The organism is Corynebacterium sp. HMSC05H05, from assembly GCF_001807265.1.
GTDB lineage: Bacteria > Actinomycetota > Actinomycetes > Mycobacteriales > Mycobacteriaceae > Corynebacterium.
Genome location: NZ_KV788411.1, coordinates 42,402 through 60,366, shown reverse-complemented (window position 1 = coordinate 60,366; position 17,965 = coordinate 42,402). Strand labels below are relative to the sequence as shown.

At 66.4% G+C, this 17,965-nt stretch carries 16 protein-coding genes and 1 pseudogene; 10 read left to right on the top strand and 7 right to left on the bottom strand.

All coding sequences use genetic code 11. From position 1 onward, the window contains the following. Positions 1–20: 20 nt before the first annotated feature. The 5 genes from HMPREF3151_RS10020 to HMPREF3151_RS10000 form a co-directional block, all read right to left on the bottom strand. Positions 21–1,163 carry a DUF3322 domain-containing protein gene (locus tag HMPREF3151_RS10020; protein ID WP_070475472.1) on the bottom strand — a complete coding sequence of 381 codons (1,143 nt, stop codon included), beginning with the start codon at positions 1,161–1,163 and terminating at the stop codon, positions 21–23. Further along, positions 1,150–4,437 carry an ATP-binding protein gene (locus HMPREF3151_RS10015; protein WP_070475470.1) on the bottom strand — a complete coding sequence of 1,096 codons (3,288 nt, stop codon included), beginning with the start codon at positions 4,435–4,437 and terminating at the stop codon, positions 1,150–1,152. The genes HMPREF3151_RS10020 and HMPREF3151_RS10015 overlap by 14 nt, the downstream gene beginning before the upstream one ends. Further along, a complete protein-coding gene (locus HMPREF3151_RS10010; RefSeq protein WP_070475468.1) occupies positions 4,434–5,033 on the bottom strand; it encodes a DUF4194 domain-containing protein in 600 nt (199 codons plus the stop codon). The genes HMPREF3151_RS10015 and HMPREF3151_RS10010 overlap by 4 nt, the downstream gene beginning before the upstream one ends. Then, positions 5,030–6,496, bottom strand: a complete 1,467-nt coding sequence (locus HMPREF3151_RS10005) for a DUF3375 domain-containing protein (protein WP_070475466.1) — start codon at positions 6,494–6,496, stop codon at positions 5,030–5,032. The genes HMPREF3151_RS10010 and HMPREF3151_RS10005 overlap by 4 nt, the downstream gene beginning before the upstream one ends. A 352-nt stretch (positions 6,497–6,848) precedes the next feature. Further along, positions 6,849–8,288 (bottom strand): DUF5129 domain-containing protein, encoded by a 1,440-nt coding sequence (locus HMPREF3151_RS10000; RefSeq protein ID WP_070475464.1) that lies wholly within the window; start codon positions 8,286–8,288, stop codon positions 6,849–6,851. Between the two features lie 106 nt (positions 8,289–8,394). On the opposite strand from HMPREF3151_RS10000, the gene HMPREF3151_RS09995 reads away from it, so the two are divergent. The 4 genes from HMPREF3151_RS09995 (at position 8,395) to HMPREF3151_RS12045 (ending at position 10,420) form a co-directional block, all read left to right on the top strand. Then, the gene (locus tag HMPREF3151_RS09995; RefSeq protein ID WP_070475462.1) at positions 8,395–8,841 is read left to right on the top strand and encodes a hypothetical protein; all 447 of its coding nucleotides are present in this window, start codon (positions 8,395–8,397) and stop codon (positions 8,839–8,841) included. A 156-nt stretch (positions 8,842–8,997) separates the two neighbouring features. Continuing rightward, a complete protein-coding gene (locus tag HMPREF3151_RS09990; RefSeq protein WP_070475460.1) occupies positions 8,998–9,354 on the top strand; it encodes a hypothetical protein in 357 nt (118 codons plus the stop codon). A 110-nt stretch (positions 9,355–9,464) separates the two neighbouring features. Beyond that, positions 9,465–9,881 (top strand): hypothetical protein, encoded by a 417-nt coding sequence (locus HMPREF3151_RS09985; protein WP_070475458.1) that lies wholly within the window; start codon positions 9,465–9,467, stop codon positions 9,879–9,881. Positions 9,882–10,054: 173 nt separating this feature from the next. Further along, positions 10,055–10,420, top strand: a complete 366-nt coding sequence (locus tag HMPREF3151_RS12045) for a hypothetical protein (RefSeq protein ID WP_070475456.1) — start codon at positions 10,055–10,057, stop codon at positions 10,418–10,420. Between the two features lie 64 nt (positions 10,421–10,484). On the opposite strand, the gene HMPREF3151_RS09975 is transcribed toward HMPREF3151_RS12045, so the two are convergent. Beyond that, on the bottom strand, positions 10,485–11,192 hold the full coding sequence (locus HMPREF3151_RS09975) for a hypothetical protein (protein ID WP_070475454.1): 708 nt from the start codon (positions 11,190–11,192) through the stop codon (positions 10,485–10,487). Between the two features lie 122 nt (positions 11,193–11,314). Continuing rightward, positions 11,315–12,547, bottom strand: coding sequence for a dicarboxylate/amino acid:cation symporter (locus HMPREF3151_RS09970; protein WP_070475452.1), 1,233 nt, complete (start codon positions 12,545–12,547; stop codon positions 11,315–11,317). An 87-nt stretch (positions 12,548–12,634) separates the two neighbouring features. Here HMPREF3151_RS09970 and HMPREF3151_RS09965 point away from each other — a divergent pair, with 87 nt between their 5' ends. From HMPREF3151_RS09965 to trpCF, 6 genes and pseudogenes are all read left to right on the top strand, one after another. Continuing rightward, complete coding sequence (locus tag HMPREF3151_RS09965; RefSeq protein ID WP_246815253.1) at positions 12,635–13,084, top strand: SdpI family protein; 450 nt, start codon at positions 12,635–12,637, stop codon at positions 13,082–13,084. Positions 13,085–13,090: 6 nt separating this feature from the next. After that, entirely contained in the window at positions 13,091–13,300 is a 210-nt protein-coding gene (locus HMPREF3151_RS09960) for a winged helix-turn-helix domain-containing protein (protein WP_070475448.1), read from the top strand. 185 nt (positions 13,301–13,485) lie between these two features. Then, the gene (locus HMPREF3151_RS09955) at positions 13,486–14,988 is read left to right on the top strand and encodes an anthranilate synthase component 1 (RefSeq protein ID WP_070475446.1); all 1,503 of its coding nucleotides are present in this window, start codon (positions 13,486–13,488) and stop codon (positions 14,986–14,988) included. After that, positions 14,985–15,596 (top strand): glutamine amidotransferase-related protein, encoded by a 612-nt coding sequence (locus HMPREF3151_RS09950; protein WP_070475444.1) that lies wholly within the window; start codon positions 14,985–14,987, stop codon positions 15,594–15,596. The genes HMPREF3151_RS09955 and HMPREF3151_RS09950 overlap by 4 nt, the downstream gene beginning before the upstream one ends. Further along, positions 15,589–16,608, top strand: coding sequence for an anthranilate phosphoribosyltransferase (trpD, locus tag HMPREF3151_RS09945; protein ID WP_070475443.1), 1,020 nt, complete (start codon positions 15,589–15,591; stop codon positions 16,606–16,608). The genes HMPREF3151_RS09950 and trpD overlap by 8 nt, the downstream gene beginning before the upstream one ends. 58 nt (positions 16,609–16,666) lie before the next feature. Next, positions 16,667–17,961, top strand: a pseudogene (gene trpCF, locus HMPREF3151_RS09940) (bifunctional indole-3-glycerol-phosphate synthase TrpC/phosphoribosylanthranilate isomerase TrpF). The last annotated feature ends 4 nt before the right edge of the window (positions 17,962–17,965 follow it).

The following is a 17,965-nucleotide window of genomic DNA, read 5'->3' as shown; positions in this document are numbered from 1 at the left end:
TAGTAGTACCACACATAGTACTACCCTGCAGTGGAAGCACAAGGCCCCCACACCGCTGCAAACTCCGGCATCGCCAGCGCCCACTCCAACGACACGCGCTCCTGCTCCAGGCGCTTCGCACCGGAGGCGACCAGGAACCGGCGGGCGCGTTCTTCGTCGTCGGTGAGGTGGGGGAGCACCCGGGTCGTGTCGCCGGGGTCGGCCACGGCGAGGTGCAGGAAGCGCTTCACCGTCTCCACGTCCATGGCCACGCTGACGACGGGGACGGAAGCGCCGTCGGCAGCCAAACGCGACCGCAGCGCGTTCAGAATCGCGTAACCGTCCGCATCCGCGTCACCCCAGTACAGGACCCGGCGCGCCCCGCGCACCCACGGCAGCTCTGGAAGCGCGCCGGCGGTGTACCCGGAGCCCCACACCAGCACCGCACCTGAGCCATCGGGGGCTTGGGGCAGCGCCAGGAACGTCTCCTTGTTCTCCGCCACGATCACAAGCAAACCGTCCGGCAACTCCAGCGACCCGAACGGCACGCCCACGTCCACCAACCCCGGCGCAGGTGAAAGCAACCGATCCAAGAACCGCACGCGCATCAGCCGGTCGCCCTCGGCAAGACCCAGATCAGACACCCCGAGCAGGCGCTGCAGCAGGCCCCGGTGGGCGGCGATCCACTTGGTGTCCAGGCCCTCGATCGGCACGGCGCGGGCGCGCAGGCCCGACGAAGGTTTCACGTGAAACCATCGCAGAGCGAGGCACAGGCGGGTGAAGTCGTCTTCCGACAACACCAGCCACGACGACCACGAGTGTGCCGCCCGCTCCCGGAACTCAGGCCAGTCCGGGAACAACCCAACCAACACCGAAAACCGCTCACGGGCCAGCGCAACCTCCCCGGCGCGGCCGGCCACCTCCGCGATACGGTCCCACCCGGACAACGTCACGCGCACGGGCACGTCCTGTTTGCCCAGTCCCGCCCAGGACCGGGTTGCCCACTCCACCTCCTCGGCAGGCTCCCAGGCCTGCCAGGCGCGGACGAATGCGCGGGCGGCGGCTTCGTCGGCAAGCACCTGCGCGCGTGTTGGGGGATGTAGGGGAACGGAGACGGCCGAAGGTTCGTCGAGAAGCAAAAGCTCCATGTTGAACTTGACGGGCAACTGGTCAGGCAGGCGCATGGGTATCAATGAGCTCGAAGGTGGAACGCGCGACGGGATCCTCGGTGTAGTGGACCACGATGGCGCCGTCGACGTAGGGGGAGAGGGTCTTGATCAGCTTCATCGGCGTGGCCAGCACCATGTGGAAGCCGAAGCTTTCAAACACGTCCATCGCGGTGCGGGTGAACACGGGGTCGGCGCGGTCGAAGGCCTCGTCCAGCACCACGGTGGCGTAGCGGGGCACGTCCGCGTCCACGCCCGCAAGGCGGTAGCGCAGCGCCGCGGCGAGGCAGAAGAACACGAGCTTCTGCGCCTGGCCGCCGGACAAGGACGCGGAATCCACGTGCGTGTTGTGCACGGTGCCCTCGGCGTCCACCTCGTTGCCCACGAACTTCACATGGCGGCGGGTGTCCAGCACGACGCTGCGCCAGCTGCGGTCCGCGCGCTCGGAGGAGCCGAGGCGGTCCATGATCTTGGCCAGGCGGTGGTAGCGCTCGATGGCGGTCTTCTCGTCCGCCTCGCTCAAGCTGCCGGCGGTCGCCTCGCGCAGGTCCTGCAGGAAATCGCGCACGACGCGGTCGCGGTTGTCGCGGACCTCAATCTGCAGGTAACGCCCCTCGGTGTAGGGGGAGCGACGTAGCGACGCGTTGATGGGGCCCAAGTTGGTCTCAATGTCGCCCTTCGCCCGCTGCAGCTCCTTGTAAATCGTGTTCAGGTGCATCACGGACTGGCCGTTGAGCAGGTCCAGGAAGCGGCCGCGGAACTCCGGCAGGCGGTCCGAGCGCAGCATCTCCAACCGCGCGATGGCCTCGCCGGCGAAATCGGCCGTGGCCTGCAGCTCCGCGGACTCCGCCGACCACTGGGACTTGTAGTTGGACAGGATGTTCACGATAGCGTTGCTGGACTCCGTGATCGTCTTCGCCGCCAGCTTCGCCTGCGCGTCCAGCTGCGCGGTGACCTTGAAGGCGCTGTCGCTCAAATTCTCCGGGGTCAGGCGGCGCGTGGTGGCCGCCAGCATCGCCTCCAATTCTGCCGCCAGCGCCGGGTCCACCTCCACGTGCTCCGATTCGATCCGCTTCAGCCGCGCCTGGTCGTCCTGCAGCGCCCGCTTGGCCACGGCGAGCTCGTCGCGCACGCCGCGCAACTCCTGCTCGGTTGCCTTCAGCGTGTCGGAGGCCTCACGCCACGCCCGCTCAAGCTCCTTGGCTTCGGGGGAGGAGGTGAGCCGCTCAAGCTCAGCGCGCAGCCCCGCCAACTGCTCCTCGACGCTCGCGGTGTCCACGCTGGCCCACTCCATGCCGGCAATATCCCGAGCCTTAGCAACGTCGCTGGCCAGCGCCTCCTGCTTGCGCTGTGCCTCCGCCAGACGGTTGCCCGCCGCCGTCGTCGCGCGTTTCGCCTTCGCAAGCTCCGCGCGGAGTGCTTCCACCTTTGCGTGGTTGGAGGAGCCGAGGCGGTAGTTGCGCCGCTCGCCCAGGCGCAGCCGGTCGTTCTTCACGTACCTGGCGGAGCCGGTCCTATCGGCCGGGTTGCGCTCCAAGCCGTCGATGGTGGCCGCACGCTGGTCTTGCCGCTCCAGCTCGTCCACGGTGCGCACCAGGGCGTAGTCGAAGGTGGTGGCCAGCATGCGCATCAGCCACGGGCGCATCGGGTGCTCCACCACGCGCACCTTGTGAAACAGGCTCTGCGGGTTCCTCGGCCCGCGCGGGACTTCCACGCCCTCGGGCACGGTGCGGTACTCCAGCCGCATCCCCAGGTGCCGCCCGTTGACCCAACCGCTCACCTCGCGCTCACGCTCCGCCGGCACCAAAAGGGTCGCGGCAAACCCGCCGAGCAGGCGCTGGATCACGGGTTCCCATTCGGCGTGTTCGGGCAGCACGTCGATAAGCTCGCCCACGTACGGCAGCTCGCGCACCGTCAGCCCGGTATCCGCGCACAGCTGCGCGCGCACCTCCACGTAGCGCTGGTCAATGTTGGAGGAGCGGTTGCCTAACGACGCCAACTCCGCCTCCACCGCCGCCTCCGCGCCAGCACACCTCTCGTGTTCGCTTCGGGCCTTGAACCACTGTTCGCGCAGGCGCTCCTCCTGCTCCGGCGCGGCCGCCAGCTCCGCCGAGGCCTGGGCCTTCAGCTCCGCGAAGCGCTCGGTGTCCAGCGCACCGTCCAACTGCACCAGAGCCGCCAGTTCGCGCAGCTTCGCGCCCCGCGCAACAAGCTCGTGCTCCTCACGGGCGATGTTGCGCTCGATCTCACCCAGGCTCTGACCGGCCACCTGCTCCCGCTGCACCGCCGCGCGCTGCACCGCCTCCTGCTGCACTTCCTTCCTCGCAGAGAGGGATTGCGTCTGCACTTCGAGGGCGGCGAGTTGGGCGGAGCTGACGTCGATACGCTCGCTCAGCTGCTTCGCCTCAATCGCGCGCCGCACGTGCGGCAGGGCCGCGGAGAGCGCGGCAGTGTTCTCCTGCGTCGCCTGCGCATCCTTGAGCTTGGTGTTCAGCCCCGGCAGGGGAGCGAGCGTCTCAATCTGCTGGTGCACGTCTTCGAGCCGCTCGTACGCTTGGCGCAAGTCCTCGTGCGTGGCCACGGCATCTTCCGCGACCTGGAAGGTGCCCGGTACGTCCAGCATGTAGTTGCGGAACAGCTCGTCCATGCTGGACAGGGACTTCGCGGACTGCGTGCGGTGCAGCAGCATCTGCGCTTCCTCGCTGCCGATACCCAGCTTGGAGCGGAAGCGGTTGGCAAACACGGAGTACTGGTCCGTGAAGGTGACACCGGCAGTCTTGTATTCCGCTTCCATCTTGCGTTTGTCCAGGGAGTTCTGCAGCAACGGCACGAACCCGTCCACGTCCACCTCGCTAGGGAAGATGCCGTAGAGCGTTTTCACCTGCGCTTCCTGCTGCTGGCCCGCGTTGAGGCGGTAGATCGCCGCGAGCGTGAGCACCTCTTTCCCGGTGCGGTAGGTCAACGCGACAATGCTGGCGGTCGCGCCTGAGCGCAGGTACTGACTGCGGATCTCACCCGTGGCCGGGTCTTCGCTGCGGCGCCACGCGCCACGGATGTAGGACACGCGGCTGCGCCCCTTGTCGCGGCCCGTTTCCTGCTGGGCCGCGGCGTTGAAGCGCAGCTTGCCGGGAGGGACGAGCACGGCGGAAAAGGCGTCGATAAGTGTGGATTTGCCCGAGCCGGACGCGCCGGTGATTAAGAACCCGCGCTCACCGACCGGGATGTCGTAGTAGCCGTCGAACGTGCCCCAGTTGACCAGCTGCACGCGCGCAAGACGGAATTGTGCTGTCACTGTTTTTCCCCTTCCTCGGCCAGGCGCAGGTACTCCTCGCGCAGCGCGTGGGCTGTGTCCGCGTCGAAGATGTGGCGCAGCACAGGGGAGACCTCCCAGCGCCCCTCGGTCTCCGTGTCGGTGAGCAGGCTGTACTTGCGGATGGTGTTCACCGCCGCGGTGAACCGCTTCTTAAACCCGGACTCGTCTCGGTTGTCCACCGCGCGGACGTAACTGATGGCGCCGTACAGCTCGTCTTCGCCCACCACAACGCGCTCACCCGGCGTGGACATGCCCAGCTCGTGGCGCAGCTGCAGCAGGATCGCGGTTTGCAGGTGCGTCAACGCCTCGGTGCGTAGCACCGGCGGCACCTGCACGTCCTCGTTGTCCGGGCGAACGTGGCGCGTGAACGCGATGCCGGCGTCCTCGTCCACCACCAGCTCCAAAAACACGTCGTGCAGCCGCGAGCGCAGCGTCTCCGTGTCCGTGGTGATGGCGTGCCACGTCTCCTTCTTCCGGTCCGCGGTGATAAGCGGGCCTTTGAGCAGGTCCACCAGGGCGCGCCGGGTTTCCTCGGACAGGGTGCCTGTGTCGCCCGTCCACAGCGGTTCCGTCATTGCATCTCCTTTACTGCTGCTGCGTCGAAGTGCCACCGCGGGACCGTCGCTAAGCGAATGCCCCCATCGTCTTCCTCGAAGCGCACCTCTTCGCTGCCGTCTTGCCGCACCCCGTGCTTGAGGGCCAGGTACACAAGGCCCACCACCGACCCCAGGCCCTGGGTGGCGGGGTGGCGCTCGAGCACCTTGCCTATCGACGCCCCTCCGGCCCGCCCAACCGTCTCCCCAACAGCCGCAATCAGCTCCTCCAAGTCGATCTCGCTTTCGCGTACCGCCTGGTAGAGCGCCTCCGCGTCGCCCTCACCGGGCTCGAACGCCTCCACCTCGGTGGTGATGACCTCCGCGCCGGGGTCCGCGAGCTTGATCTGCGCCACCGAGCCGATCTGCATGCCGATGCGCTGCAAGGGCGTGTCCATCTTGTGCGTGGCCGAAAGCTCCTCGCGCTCCGCGGCGTCGGCGGCGAGCTTGCGGGTGTCGCGCAACAGCTCGATCATGCGGCGGTCCTCGGCGAACTGCTCGCTGGCCACGTAGTTGCGCAGGTTGCGGGCCAGGCGCGTCATCATGCGGTTGACCTCGTAACCGGCGTCCTCCATGTCGCGGAACAGGGTGCGGAACTGCGCGCGCTCTTCTGCCGTCATCGCCGCGTTGTCCGCGCGCTCGAGCACCTGCCCGATCCACGTGTCCAGCCACGCGCCGCGCTCCGGGTCCACCACCAGCGAGTAGAACGCGTTGAAGCTTCTGCCTGCGTCGGATTCGCCGATCAGGTCCACGCCGGCGAAGATCTCGTCCAGCACGTCGCCTCGCGAGCCCTCCGGGTCCAGCAGCTGGCGGCGCAGCTGCGAATTCAGCGTTTCCAGCTCGTGGCGCACGCGGGCGAAGTCGCCCGGGATCGCGCTCGCCTGGCCCAAGATGTCGCCCACCCGTTCGCGCACGGTCGCAGGGGAGGGCAGCTCGAACTCACCGCGCTCAACCTGCTCAATCTCCGCCTCGATGCGGGTGCGTTCGGCCTCGAGGTGCTTCAGGCGCGAATCGATGTCCGGGTCCGTGTCCCGCGCGAGCGCTTGCAGGGCATTGCTTATCGACGCCACCCGGCTCGCCGTCACCGCCGATCTCGGCGCACTGACCCTGTCCATCATGTGCAGGGCGGTGAGCGCCTGCTCGCTAGGCTCGAGCGTCTCGCCCGTCTCTTTGGTGCCGGACTTGCGCACGAGCCACCCGGCTTTGACCCAGTCGTTGCAGTACGCTTGCGGTGTTTTCGGGAGCTCGAAGGTGCCGCGCAGCACTGCAAAGTCGTCCGCCATGAGCTGGTAGAGCTGCTCCGCCGGCCTCGCCTCTGCGCCGCGTGGGAAGTGCTCCGCCACTACCGCCAGCAGCACCGGGGCGTTGTCCGCGTGCAACAGCCGGATCGCGGCCGACTGCTCCTTCTCACGCTTATACGTCAGCGCCCGGGCCTGGATGGTCATGCCGGCTATCTTCCCATAGCCCCCTCCCACCTGCACCGAGAAACTTTTTCGCGCTACATGTAGACACACTGGTGGCGATAGTCTATATTCGCTTTTGGGCCCCTCCGCCCACGGTCCATCCCCCCCCCCGAGACCGGCTGAGCACTCACCCACCCCCCCATTTAGAGTGCGAGTAGGCGGAGGGGATTCCGCTATTCTTTGGCGTTTTAACCCGATGCCCCCACCAAAAAGAAGTGGCCCGCCACCTCGTGTTCTAGGTGGCGGGCCGCGCTTCGAATTTCTCCGCGTCTAAGTATAAGCACGGATTGATTAAAGGAAAGTTGAAATCCAAAAAGTGGGGCAAATCACTCTTTTAGAAGCGGGAGCTGCCACCCCCGGCGCTAAATCCCGAGGAAGACACGGAGCTGCTGCTCGAGGATGCCGCCTGATCCGCCTTCACGTTGGACTCGTGCCAGGCGTGCATGTGCACGTACGGGACGTACCCGCCGTACCAGAACCCGGATTCGTACACCGCCGGCGCGGTGAGCTTCTCGCGCTCCTTGACGTCGCTGAACTGCTTCTTCTTCACCTGGTCCAGGATCACGCGGTAATCGCCGAGCACGCGCACGAAGTCGTCCACGAAGGTGGGGGAGGAGGGGTTGGCGTCCAGCGCCTCGATGCGCTGCATCAACAAGTCCAACTCCTGGCGCAGCCCGCTATCTTTCACCTCGCTGCGGGCGCGAAGCACGTCCTCGCGGATTGTGCTCAGGTCCGCCCGGCGCGTGGCCGGGTCACCGTGCTCGACACCGAAGAGGCGGTCGATGTTGTCCTCGGCGTTGGAGACGTGGTCCACGGACTCGGCGGCGTCCGCAAGCTGCTTGCGGTGCTTATACACGTCCTTGTCGTCGTCCATGTTGATCGAGCTCAGCCCCTGCGCGCCGTGCACCAGCTCGTTCATGCCCAGGAAGCGGTCGCGCACCTCGGCCCACTGGCGGCGCAGCGTCTCGTCCGCGAACGCCGAGGACAGCGAGTTCGCCCGCACATCCACCTCGTCCAGGCGGCCTGCGAGGCGGGTGTACTCGTGGGTGACAAGCTCGTAGTCCTCGCGGGCTTTCGCAATTGCCTTACGACGATTGCTCCGCACCGCCACCACACCCGCACCAACCGCGGTGGAAGCGCCGAACCCGCCCATGCCTGCGCCAATAATCGCCCCGCCACGGTCGTTCTCTGCGTCGCTGAACTTCCTATCCGAAAGCCCGTCCGCGTCCATGGCCAGGTTCGCCGTGCGGAACAGGCCGGAGGGAATGTTGCCTTCGTTCACGCCGGGTTTCATGGCATCCAGCAGGGATTCGCGATACGAGTCGTCGTCAAGCATGAGCTCTTGCGTGACATCGTCGCCGCCGTAGATGAACGCCTGGCGCGGATCCAGGCCGACGCCCACGATGAGCACGCCGTCGGCCGGGCGGCCGTTTTCACCCTTGGACTGGTCGATCAGCTCCGGGTATTGCGAGCGCAGCAGCTCCTCAACGTCGTCGAGGATGTTCTCGTGGTTGGTTTTGAACACCATGTAGTGGAAATCCGTGACCACGTCGGCCGCGTTGATGTTGGCGGTGTCGCGCTGGAGGCGCTGCTCGTCCTCGGGGGTGAGGACGTCCTGCGAGTCGTCGATAGTCGCGCTCGGCGCCCCCGCAGCCTGGACGGTGTACTGATCGCGCTCAGGGACGTCGATGGCGCTGTAGACGGCACCCGCGCCACCAAGGCCCACAAGTGTGGAAATACCGAGGACAGCAGCAATCTCTTTCATCTTTGGCATGTGTTCAGGGTAACCCCGTGTAACGCAATGTGACGGGTGGGCGATACGACTTCTACACGTGTCAGAACCCCCTGGCAGGTACCCGATTTACTTAAAGGAGATTGCCATGAAGCGCATCGCCACCGCTGCCGTCGCAGCAACCCTGTCCCTGTCCGCACTTTCCGCTCCGGCCTTCGCAGCCGACGCCGACACCGTCCCGGCCAAGGAGAACCAGGGCAGCTCCGCCCAGGCTGAGGGCGACCAGGCTGCTGGCGAGAAGGTCGGATCCTCCGAGGTGTACAAGAAGTGCAAGGAGGGCAAGAAGGCCGAGTCCGAGGAGGGCAAGGCAGCCACCGCTGGCAAGGGCGGCGACAAGGCTGAGCCGGGCAAGGAGAAGAGCTCCAACAACGCCACCGGCGAGTGCATCCAGGAGCTCATCGACAACCCGGACACCAAGTCCGGCATCCTCGGCCTGCTGATCGGCGTCCCGGTTGCCCTCGTCGCACTGCTCGGCGCAGCAGCAGCCTTCACCGGCGCTATCCCGGGTGTCTCCCTCCCGGCTCTGCCGTTCTAATTCAGCTCGCCTGAGCGTTTCTCGGCCCGTTCCCTCGGTGGGGCGGGCCGTTTTTCGTGTCTCAGTTTGGACACATTTTGCTGAGTTGCCGTGCGGGATTCTGTGGACACGTGTTGTTCTGGCTTCGGGCTACCCGATCAACACAAGGAGAACACCATGAAGCGCATGACCACCGCTGCCGTTGCGGCAACACTGTCCCTGTCCGTCCTGGCCTCGCCGGCACATGCGGCGGAGGACGAGAAGACCTCGTCCGAGGTTTACCAGCACTGCCGCGGTCTGGTTGGCTCCGCGAATGAGAAGGAGAAGGAAGAACTGCGACAGAACGGCGGCTCCTCTAACCCGGACGCCGTGTGCATCAAGAGCATGCTCAACAGCCCGACCTACCGCGGCGGTGTCATCGCCGTCCTGGTCGGTGTGCCGCTCGCCCTTGTGGCGCTACTCGGCGCAGCAGCCGCGGCTGCAGGCATAGTCCCGGGCGTTTCCCTTCCGAGTATGCCGAAACTGCCGGCGTAATCCGCCACTTTTGTCTCATTTTGAAAACGATTCCCCGAATCGGTTGAAAGCGCCTATTAGACACGTGTTAACTCCTTGGCAGGTAATCAAACCGACACAAGGAGACGATTATGCAGCGAATCACTACCGCTGCTCTCGCAGCAACCCTGTCCCTGTCCGCCCTCACCGCACCGGCATACGCTGCCGACGGCGAGGAGAAGATGGGTTCCTCTGAGGCGTACCAGAAGTGCCTGGAGGCTCAGAAAGAAGCAAAGGAGTACATCGAGAGCGCCCCGAACGAGAAGGAGAAGGAGCGCCGCCAGAAGGCTCTGGACGACGCCTACGACAAGGCTGGTGTGGGCAGCTCCACCAATTCCGGCGTGTGCATCAAGGGCCTGACGCACAAGGACAGCGACTACCGTTCCTCCGCCCTGGGCGTGCTGATCGGTGTGCCGCTCGCCCTCGTTGCCCTGCTCGGCGCCGCAGCGGCGTTCTCCGGCTCCATCCCGGGCCTCTCCCTCCCGGCAATGCCGGGCCTGCCGATGTAAATCCCGCACCCGAATAGCCCGGTTCCCGCAGCGTAGGGGCCGGGTTATTCTTCTGCCACGAAGCAGTACGAGAGTTCCCCCTCGGCTCACAAGGGTTTCGCAGACAGGCCCCGTAGAAAGTTTGTGATCCGGGCGAGACACCCCGGGATGAATCCGACACGAGAAGGAGAATTATGTCTGCAAACACTCGTATTGCCGCATCGGCTACCGCACTCGTGCTGGCTGCCGCCGGCCTCACCGCCTGCAATGACAGCGACGGCGACACCGACACCACCGGGGTCACCCCGTCCGACGCCATCACCTCGGAGGACCCGGTGTCCGGCGGCTCTTCCTCCGGCGGCTCCGCATCCGACGGTTCCGCTGGCGGCTCCTCCGCTGGTGGTTCCTCGGTCGGCGGCTCCGCTTCCGGCGGCACCGGTCTCGGCGGCGCGGAGATGACCGATTCGCCGCTGGGTGGCGCCGAGGTTTCCGACTCCCCGCTGGGCGGCGCTGAGGCCCCGGAGCAGGTTGATCCACTGAGCCCGCAGATGACGCCGTAACCACAGCGCCGACAAAGGCACCGGCACGGAGTTTCCCTTCCTCCGAGCCGGTGCTTTTTCGTGTCTAAAACGGCTCCTGCACCGCGCGCGTGATCACCACTGCGTCGGCGTCGATGTGCTCGTGCAATTGCCTCTCGACGTCCTCCGGTCCATCCGACGTCAACAACCACCCCGCCCACGCATCCTTGCCGGGGGAGAAGTACCCGTCGCCTTTGCCGATAATGTTCAGCGTGGCATCGCGAAGCCACAGGGGACCGACCAGCCCCGCGTGCTCCGTGCCCTCGAGCGGGGCCACGTACGGCTGGTAGGCGACGGCGTTGAGGTCGGCCACGGTGTCGTCGAAAAGCTTCTGCGCACGCAGCATGTGCTCGGGTGAGCCGAGGTAGACGATGGTGGTGAGCGACAGGGTGCCGTGCGGCTCGTCGCGGAGCGTGAGGTCAGTCAGGCCGCCGAGGCTGGCGGGGAGGTGCGTCGGCGCGTCGTGGTCCTCGAAGAAGAATTTCTCGATGGCGTTGTCGCGGTTGGTGGTGGCGAAGTCCACGAGCGCGTTGAGCTCGTACAGCCGCATCTGGTCCGGGGCGGGCAGGTTGTCGTACGCGGCCTGGCAGCGCAGGTCCCAGAGGGTGAACTCCTCCTCGATGGGGTGCGGTCGAGGGGAGACCGCGGAGATGACAGCGCCGCTCGTTTCGATGCGCTCGCGGTAGAGCTCGTACGCCTCCTCGAGGTCGCGCTCGTGGGCCACGAAGTGGGTGGTGACGATCTCGAAGGGCATGCGCAAGAGGGTAGTCGATTGCGCCGGGCGCGGGGTGGCGCGGACGCAGACCATGTTTCACGTGAAACACGGGCAAAAGAAAACCGCCCCGGAGGGCGGTTCAGCGCAGCAGCAGGGGACTGCTACACGGCGGTGGAGCCGGCGGCGGTGGCGGCCGAAGGCTCGTCGTTAAGCTTCTGCTCCTTGATCTTGCCCGACGCGAACTTGTTCACGATCAGCGCGACCGCGCCGTCGCCGGTGACGTTTGCGGCGGTGCCGAAGGAGTCGACGACGATGTAGGAGGCGATCATGAGCGAGAGCATCGAGTCGTCGAAGCCCAGGTTGGACTGCAGCAGGCCCGCGGCCGCCATGATGGCGCCGCCCGGCACGCCCGGGGCCGCGATCATCATGATGCCCAGCAGGAGGATAAAGCCGATGATTTGGCCGCCCGAGATGTCCAAGCTGGCCATGTAGACGATGGACAGGGCGTAGAGCATGATCTTCATCATCGAGCCGGACAGCTGAATCGTCGCGCACAGCGGGACCACAAAGCCGGCGACGTCCTCGTCAACGTTGTTCTTCAGCGTGGACTCGTACGTGACCGGGATGGTCGCAGCGGACGACGAGGTGCCCAGGGCGGTGAAGTACGCCGGCAGCATGTTCTTCAGGGCGCGGAACGGGTTCACGCCCGCGACGACACCGGCCACCAGGTACTGCAGCAGCACGATGACCACGGTCATGACCACGGACAACAGCAGCACCACGCCCATGGCGGCCATGGTGTCGCCGAAGTTCTCGTTCATGCCCAGGCCCAGGAAGGTGCCGAAGATGTACAGCGGCAGCAGCGGGATCACGAACGTGACCACGACCTTGAGCACGACGTCGTTGAGCTCCTGCAGCACGTTGTACAAGTTGTCGGACTTCACCGCCGTCATGGCCAGGCCGACGATGAACGCGAGCAGGAGGGCGGACATGATCGCCAGTGGCGGCGGCATCTCAACTTCGAAGTAGGGGGCCAGGCCGCCCTCTTCCGGGTCGGCGACGTTGGTGATCAGGTCCTTGCCCGCCAACAGCTTAGGGTAGAGGAAGGTGCCGGTCGCCCATGCGAGCAGGCCGGAAAGCACGGTGGATCCGTACGCCACACCCGCGGTAATGCCCAGCCACTTCCCTGCGCCGCGGCCCAGGCCCGCAATCGCGGGCGCGATGAGCGCGAAGATCAGCACCGGCACGAAGAAGCCGAGGAAGTTGGAGAACAGACCGTTGAAGGTGATAAAGACACGAGCAAGCCAGTCCGGGAAGAACAGGCTGCACAGGAACCCGAGAATGATGGCGACAACTACCCAGAAGAGCAGTGAGCCTAAGAGCTTACTTTTCATGTGTTTAGGGTAGCCGGTAATTATACAGGACACTGCATTTTTGAGCGCTTTTCTTTCGCGTCCGTCCCGGCCGTATGCTTGGAAGCCATGAGCCCGTTTGAAAATATGAGCACCCTCAACGTCGTTGTCGGCATCATCTTTATTCTGCTGACCCTGCTTCTGCTCATCCCCGGCACGCTGGCGTCCATGGGCAACCTGCCGGGCAACAAATGGTTCGGCCTGCACGTCCCGGCGGTGCGCAAGGACCGCGCGATCTGGGACCAGGCCCACAAGGTCGCCGGCCCGTTTTGGGTGCTGGCCGCTGTGGCGCTGGCGTTCGGCGCAGCGTTCTCCTTCATCGCCTCCGGCTGGATGTGGGTGCTGCCAGCGGTGGCGTTGGTGGCGGCCGTCGTCGCGGCGTCGCTCGGCGGCAACTTCGGTGCGCGTGCGGCCACGGCCGTGGAGCAGGCGCGGGAGAAGCAGGCGGAGGAGCCCAAGCCCGCAGTGAACATCGATGCTTTACGACGAGCCGCCGGCCACGCCGACGAACAGAAGTAGGTGCCCATGACTTGGCAGGAAGCGATCCTGACCGTGTTGCGCGAGGCGGGGGAGCCGATGGCGCACAAGGACATCGCCGCCGAGATTGTCCGCCGCGGCCTGGTGGACGCCCCGCACACGAACCCGGAGGTTGCCACCCACGCCGCCATCACCGGCCTAAAGGTGGACGGCCTCGTCGCCGCCGCCCCGCGCGGACAGTACCGCCTGCCTGAATAATATTCCCGGCGGAATATCGGTTCCGCTATAGTTGTCATCTGTGACGTACATGACTTCTTTGAACTGGTGGTGGCTCGCCTAACTGGCGCGCCACCTACGAAGTCACGGCCCGCCAGCTTGCACCCCAAGCGCCGCGGGCCTTTTTTCACCCTCGGTGCGACGAATACGACAGAACCGAGGACCACATGCACTACACCCACCGCGAGGTGCGCTACCACGAGGACGTGGCCAGCCTCTTCGCCCACATCGGCGGGCTCGACGCGGACGATTCCGTGTTGCTCGAGTCCGCCGACATCACCACCCGCAACGGCCTGCAGTCAGTGGCGGTGCTGCGCGCTTCGGTGCGCGTGACCTGCAGCGGCAACCGCGTGACGGTGGAGCCGCTCACCCCGTCCGGCGAGATGATCGCGGGGCGATTGCTTCTCGACGACTACCGCGTCGCCGAGCACACCTACGAGTTCCCGGCGTCCGAGGCCGCGGACGAGCGCGAGCGCCTTACCGCGCCGTCCTCCGCCGACGTGTTGCGCGCGCTGACCACCCGCGCCGGCTACGGCAACGAGGACTTCCCGTTCCTCGCCGGCGGCTTCGCCTACGACTACCTCGACTCCTTCGAGCAGCTGCCGCCCGTCGCCGAGGGTCCGAATACCTATCCGGACTTCCAGTTCGTGCTCGCCGAGGTGCTCCTGCGCGTCAACCACGAAACGTCCACGGCCTACCTCGCCGGGGTGGACGCCGCAGGGGAGGGCATCGACCTCGAGCCGCTCGCATCGCTTATCGACGGCCCAGTGCCCGCCTACCAGCCTTCCACCGGGTCGGCGGAGCGTGCCGTGGTCAAGGCGAATGTTTCCGACTCGGACTTCCGCGCTCAGGTGGAAGACCTCAAAGACCACATCGCGAACGGGGACATCTACCAGGTGGTGCCGGCGCGCGCGTTCACTACGCAGTGCGCGGACGCGTTCGGGGCGTACCGCAGGCTGCGCGGGTCCAACCCCTCGCCGTACATGTTCTACCTGCGCGGACCCGGCTACGAGCTGTTCGGCGCCTCGCCGGAATCCAACCTGAAGTTCGACCACGCCACCCGCCAGGTGGAGCTGTACCCGATCGCCGGCACGCGCCCGCGCGGGCTGAACCCGGACGGGACGGTGAACCACGAGCTGGATACCCGCATGGAGCTTGAGCTGCGCACCGACGCCAAAGAGGTGGCCGAGCACACCATGCTGGTGGACCTGGCCCGCAACGACATGGCGCGCGTGGCCGAGCCGCGCACCCGCCGTGTGCGCGAACTGCTGCAGGTGGACCGCTACTCGCGGGTGATGCACCTGGTCAGCCGGGTGACCGCAACGCTGGCTGCGGACCTGGACGCGCTGGACGCGTACCGCGCCTGCATGAACATGGGCACGCTCACCGGCGCCCCGAAGCTGCGCGCCACCGAGCTGCTGCGCGGGGTGGAGGGCACGCGCCGCGGCTCCTACGGCGGGGCGGTGGGCTACCTGCACGGCAGCGGCGACTTCGACACCTGCATTGTCATCCGCTCGGCGTTCGTGGCCGACGGCGTTGCCACGGTGCAGGCCGGCGCCGGCGTGGTGCGCGATTCCGTACCGCAGGCCGAGGCCGACGAGACCCTGCACAAGGCCTACGCGGTGCTCCAAGCGCTCGCCGCGGGCCGCGAATTGGAGGTGCGCAAGTGATCGTTTTGCTGGATAACCAGGACTCTTTTGTCTACAACCTCGTCGACGCGCTCGCAGGCTTCGACACCGTGGTCTACCGCAACACGGTGTCCGCCGACACGGTGTTCGCCGCAGACCCGGAGCTCATCGTGCTCTCGCCCGGCCCCGGCTACCCTGCGGACGCCGGCTGCATGATGGAGGTCATCGAACGCGCCCAGGGCCGCATTCCCATTCTGGGCATTTGTCTGGGCTACCAGGCGCTCATCGAGCACTTCGGCGGCCGCGTGCAACCTTGCGGGCCGGAGCACGGCACCTCGGTGCCCATGCGGCTGACTCAACCGCACTCGCTTTTCGACGGCCTCACGGTCGGCGGCGCCCCCGGCCAACCCGGCCTGGAAGTGCCGGTTGCCCGCTACCACTCCCTGGGCGCGACCGAGGCGCCTCAAGGGATCACGCCGTTGGCCTGGACGGACACGCAGATTGGCAGCGTGATCATGGCCGCTGAGACCGACGACGGCTACTCCATCGGCTTCCAATTCCACCCCGAATCCATCCTCACCCCCGCAGGGCCCCAGCTCCTGGAGCGCTGCGTGGAACACCTGCTGCAGAAAGGACGCGACAATGGCTGACCACGTAGAGATCTTCCGCCGCTTCATCAACAACCCCGAGCCGACCCTGGAGGAGGCCATTGAGGCGTTTACCCCGCTGACCGTCGGCGACTACGACGATGTCCACATCGCCGCGCTTTTGGCCACCATCCGTACCCGCGGGGAGACCTTCGCCGACGTCGCGGGAGCCGCCAAGGCGTTCCTCGCTGCGGGCCGTCCGTTCCCGGTGACGGGGGAGGGGATCATGGACACCGCGGGCACCGGCGGCGACGGCGCCAACACCATCAACATCACCACCGCCGCCTCCCTCGTCGCGGCGGCCGGCGGGGTGAAGATGATCAAGTGCGGCAACCGCTCAGTGTCGTCCAAGTCCGGTTCGGCCGACGTGCTGGAGGCGTTGAACATCCCGCTCGACTTGGACCCGGATCGCGCGGTGCGCCAGTTCGAGTCCTCGAACTTCACCTTCCTGTTCGCCCCGGCGTACAATCCGGCTATCGCGTTCGTACAACCGGTACGTAAAAAACTCGGCGTGAGCACGTTGTTTAATACGATGGGCCCATTATTGAGTCCCGCAAGGCCTGAATTCCAAATTATGGGGATAGCAAACCCTGGGTTGGGGCCAACTATTGCGGAGACCATGCAAACGCTCGGCCGCTCCCGTGCGCTCGTGGTCCACGGCGCCGGCACCGACGAGATCGCGGTCCACGGCGACACCCTCGTCTGGGAGCTGAAAGACGGCGAGATCTCCCACTATACGGTGGCGCCGGCGGAGCTTGGCGTCGATAAGCATACGCTCGAGGACCTCCGCGGAGGCGACGGCGCAGAGAACGCCGCCGCCATGCGCGCGACGTTCGCGGGGGAGGGGCCGGCCGCGCACCGCGACGCCGTGGCCGTGAACGCCGGGGCGATGTTCTACCTCTACGGCATGGCGGACTCGCTCGACGCGGGCACCGCGCATGCGAAGCAATTGCTTGCCGACGGCTCCGTGTCCCAGTGGCTGCGCACCCACGAGGAGGCGGACTACAGTGGCTAAGATTTTGGACGACATCGTGGCGAACCGTAAACGTCACATTGACGGAATACATGGGCGTATGGGTCACGTTAGTTTCGACACGTTACGTTATTCTGAGCGGTCCCTTTACGATGCCCTGGCCGCCCCCGGCGCCTCCTACATCATGGAGTGCAAGTCCGCCTCGCCCTCGCTCGGCACCATCCGCGATGATTACAAACCGGGGGAGATCGCGAGCGTGTACTCCCGCTACGCGTCGGCGATTTCCGTGCTGTGCGAGCCCGACTACTTCGGCGGGGACTACGACCACCTCGCCACCGTCGCCGCCACCCGCACCTGCCGGTGCTGTGCAAGGACTTCATCGTCGACGAGGTGCAGATCTACGCCGCCCGCTACTTCGGCGCGGACGCGGTGCTGCTAATGCTGTCGGTGCTGTCGGACGAGGAGTACGCGCACCTCGCCTCGGTGGCGGAGTCTTTACGCATGGACGTGCTCACCGAGGTCATCGACGAGGACGAGGCAGCGAGGGCCGCCCGGTTGGGCGCGAAGATCTTCGGCGTGAACCACCGCAACCTCCACGACCTGAGCATCGACCTGGACCGCTCCGCGCGCCTCGCCGCGCTCGCGCCGGACGGGGCAGTGGTGGTGGCAGAGTCCGGCATCCGCGACGCCGCGACCGTGCGCCGCCTCGGCGGGCACTCCGACGGCTTCCTCGTCGGCTCCCAGCTGACCTCCCAGCCGGACATCGACCGGGCCTGCCGCGAGCTGGTCTTCGGCCCGAACAAGGTCTGCGGCCTGCGCTCGGCATCCGCGGCCCAGGCGGCGAAGGCGGCCGGCGCGGTATACGGCGGGCTGATCTTCGAAGAAGCTTCCCCGCGCAATGTTTCACGTGAAACGGCCGCAGAGATCATCGCCGCGGAGCCGGGCCTGGACTACGTTGCGGTGTCGCGACGCACCGAAGGCTACGGCGAACTGGTCCAGCCCGGCGTCGCCGCCGTGCAGGTCCACGCCCCGTACCAGGGCTCGCTCGAGGCGGAACGCGCGCTGATCGAGCGCATCCGCGGCGAGGTCGACGTCCAGGTGTGGCGCGCCGTCGACATGACCGGGCCCAACGATGCGGCGGGGGTGGCGGAGCTCGTCGACAAGCTAGTGCTCGATTCCGGCGCCGGCGGGACGGGGGAGCGGTTCGACTGGTCCCGCATCCCCACCACCGACGCGCTGCTCGCCGGGGGGCTGAGGCCCGACAACCTCACCGACGCACTGCGCACCGGCTGCGCCGGCCTCGACCTCAACTCCGGCTTCGAAGACCCCCGCGGACACAAGGACGCCGCCGCTTTGACGCGCGGCTTCGCCACTATCCGCGACTTCCACAACTAAGGAC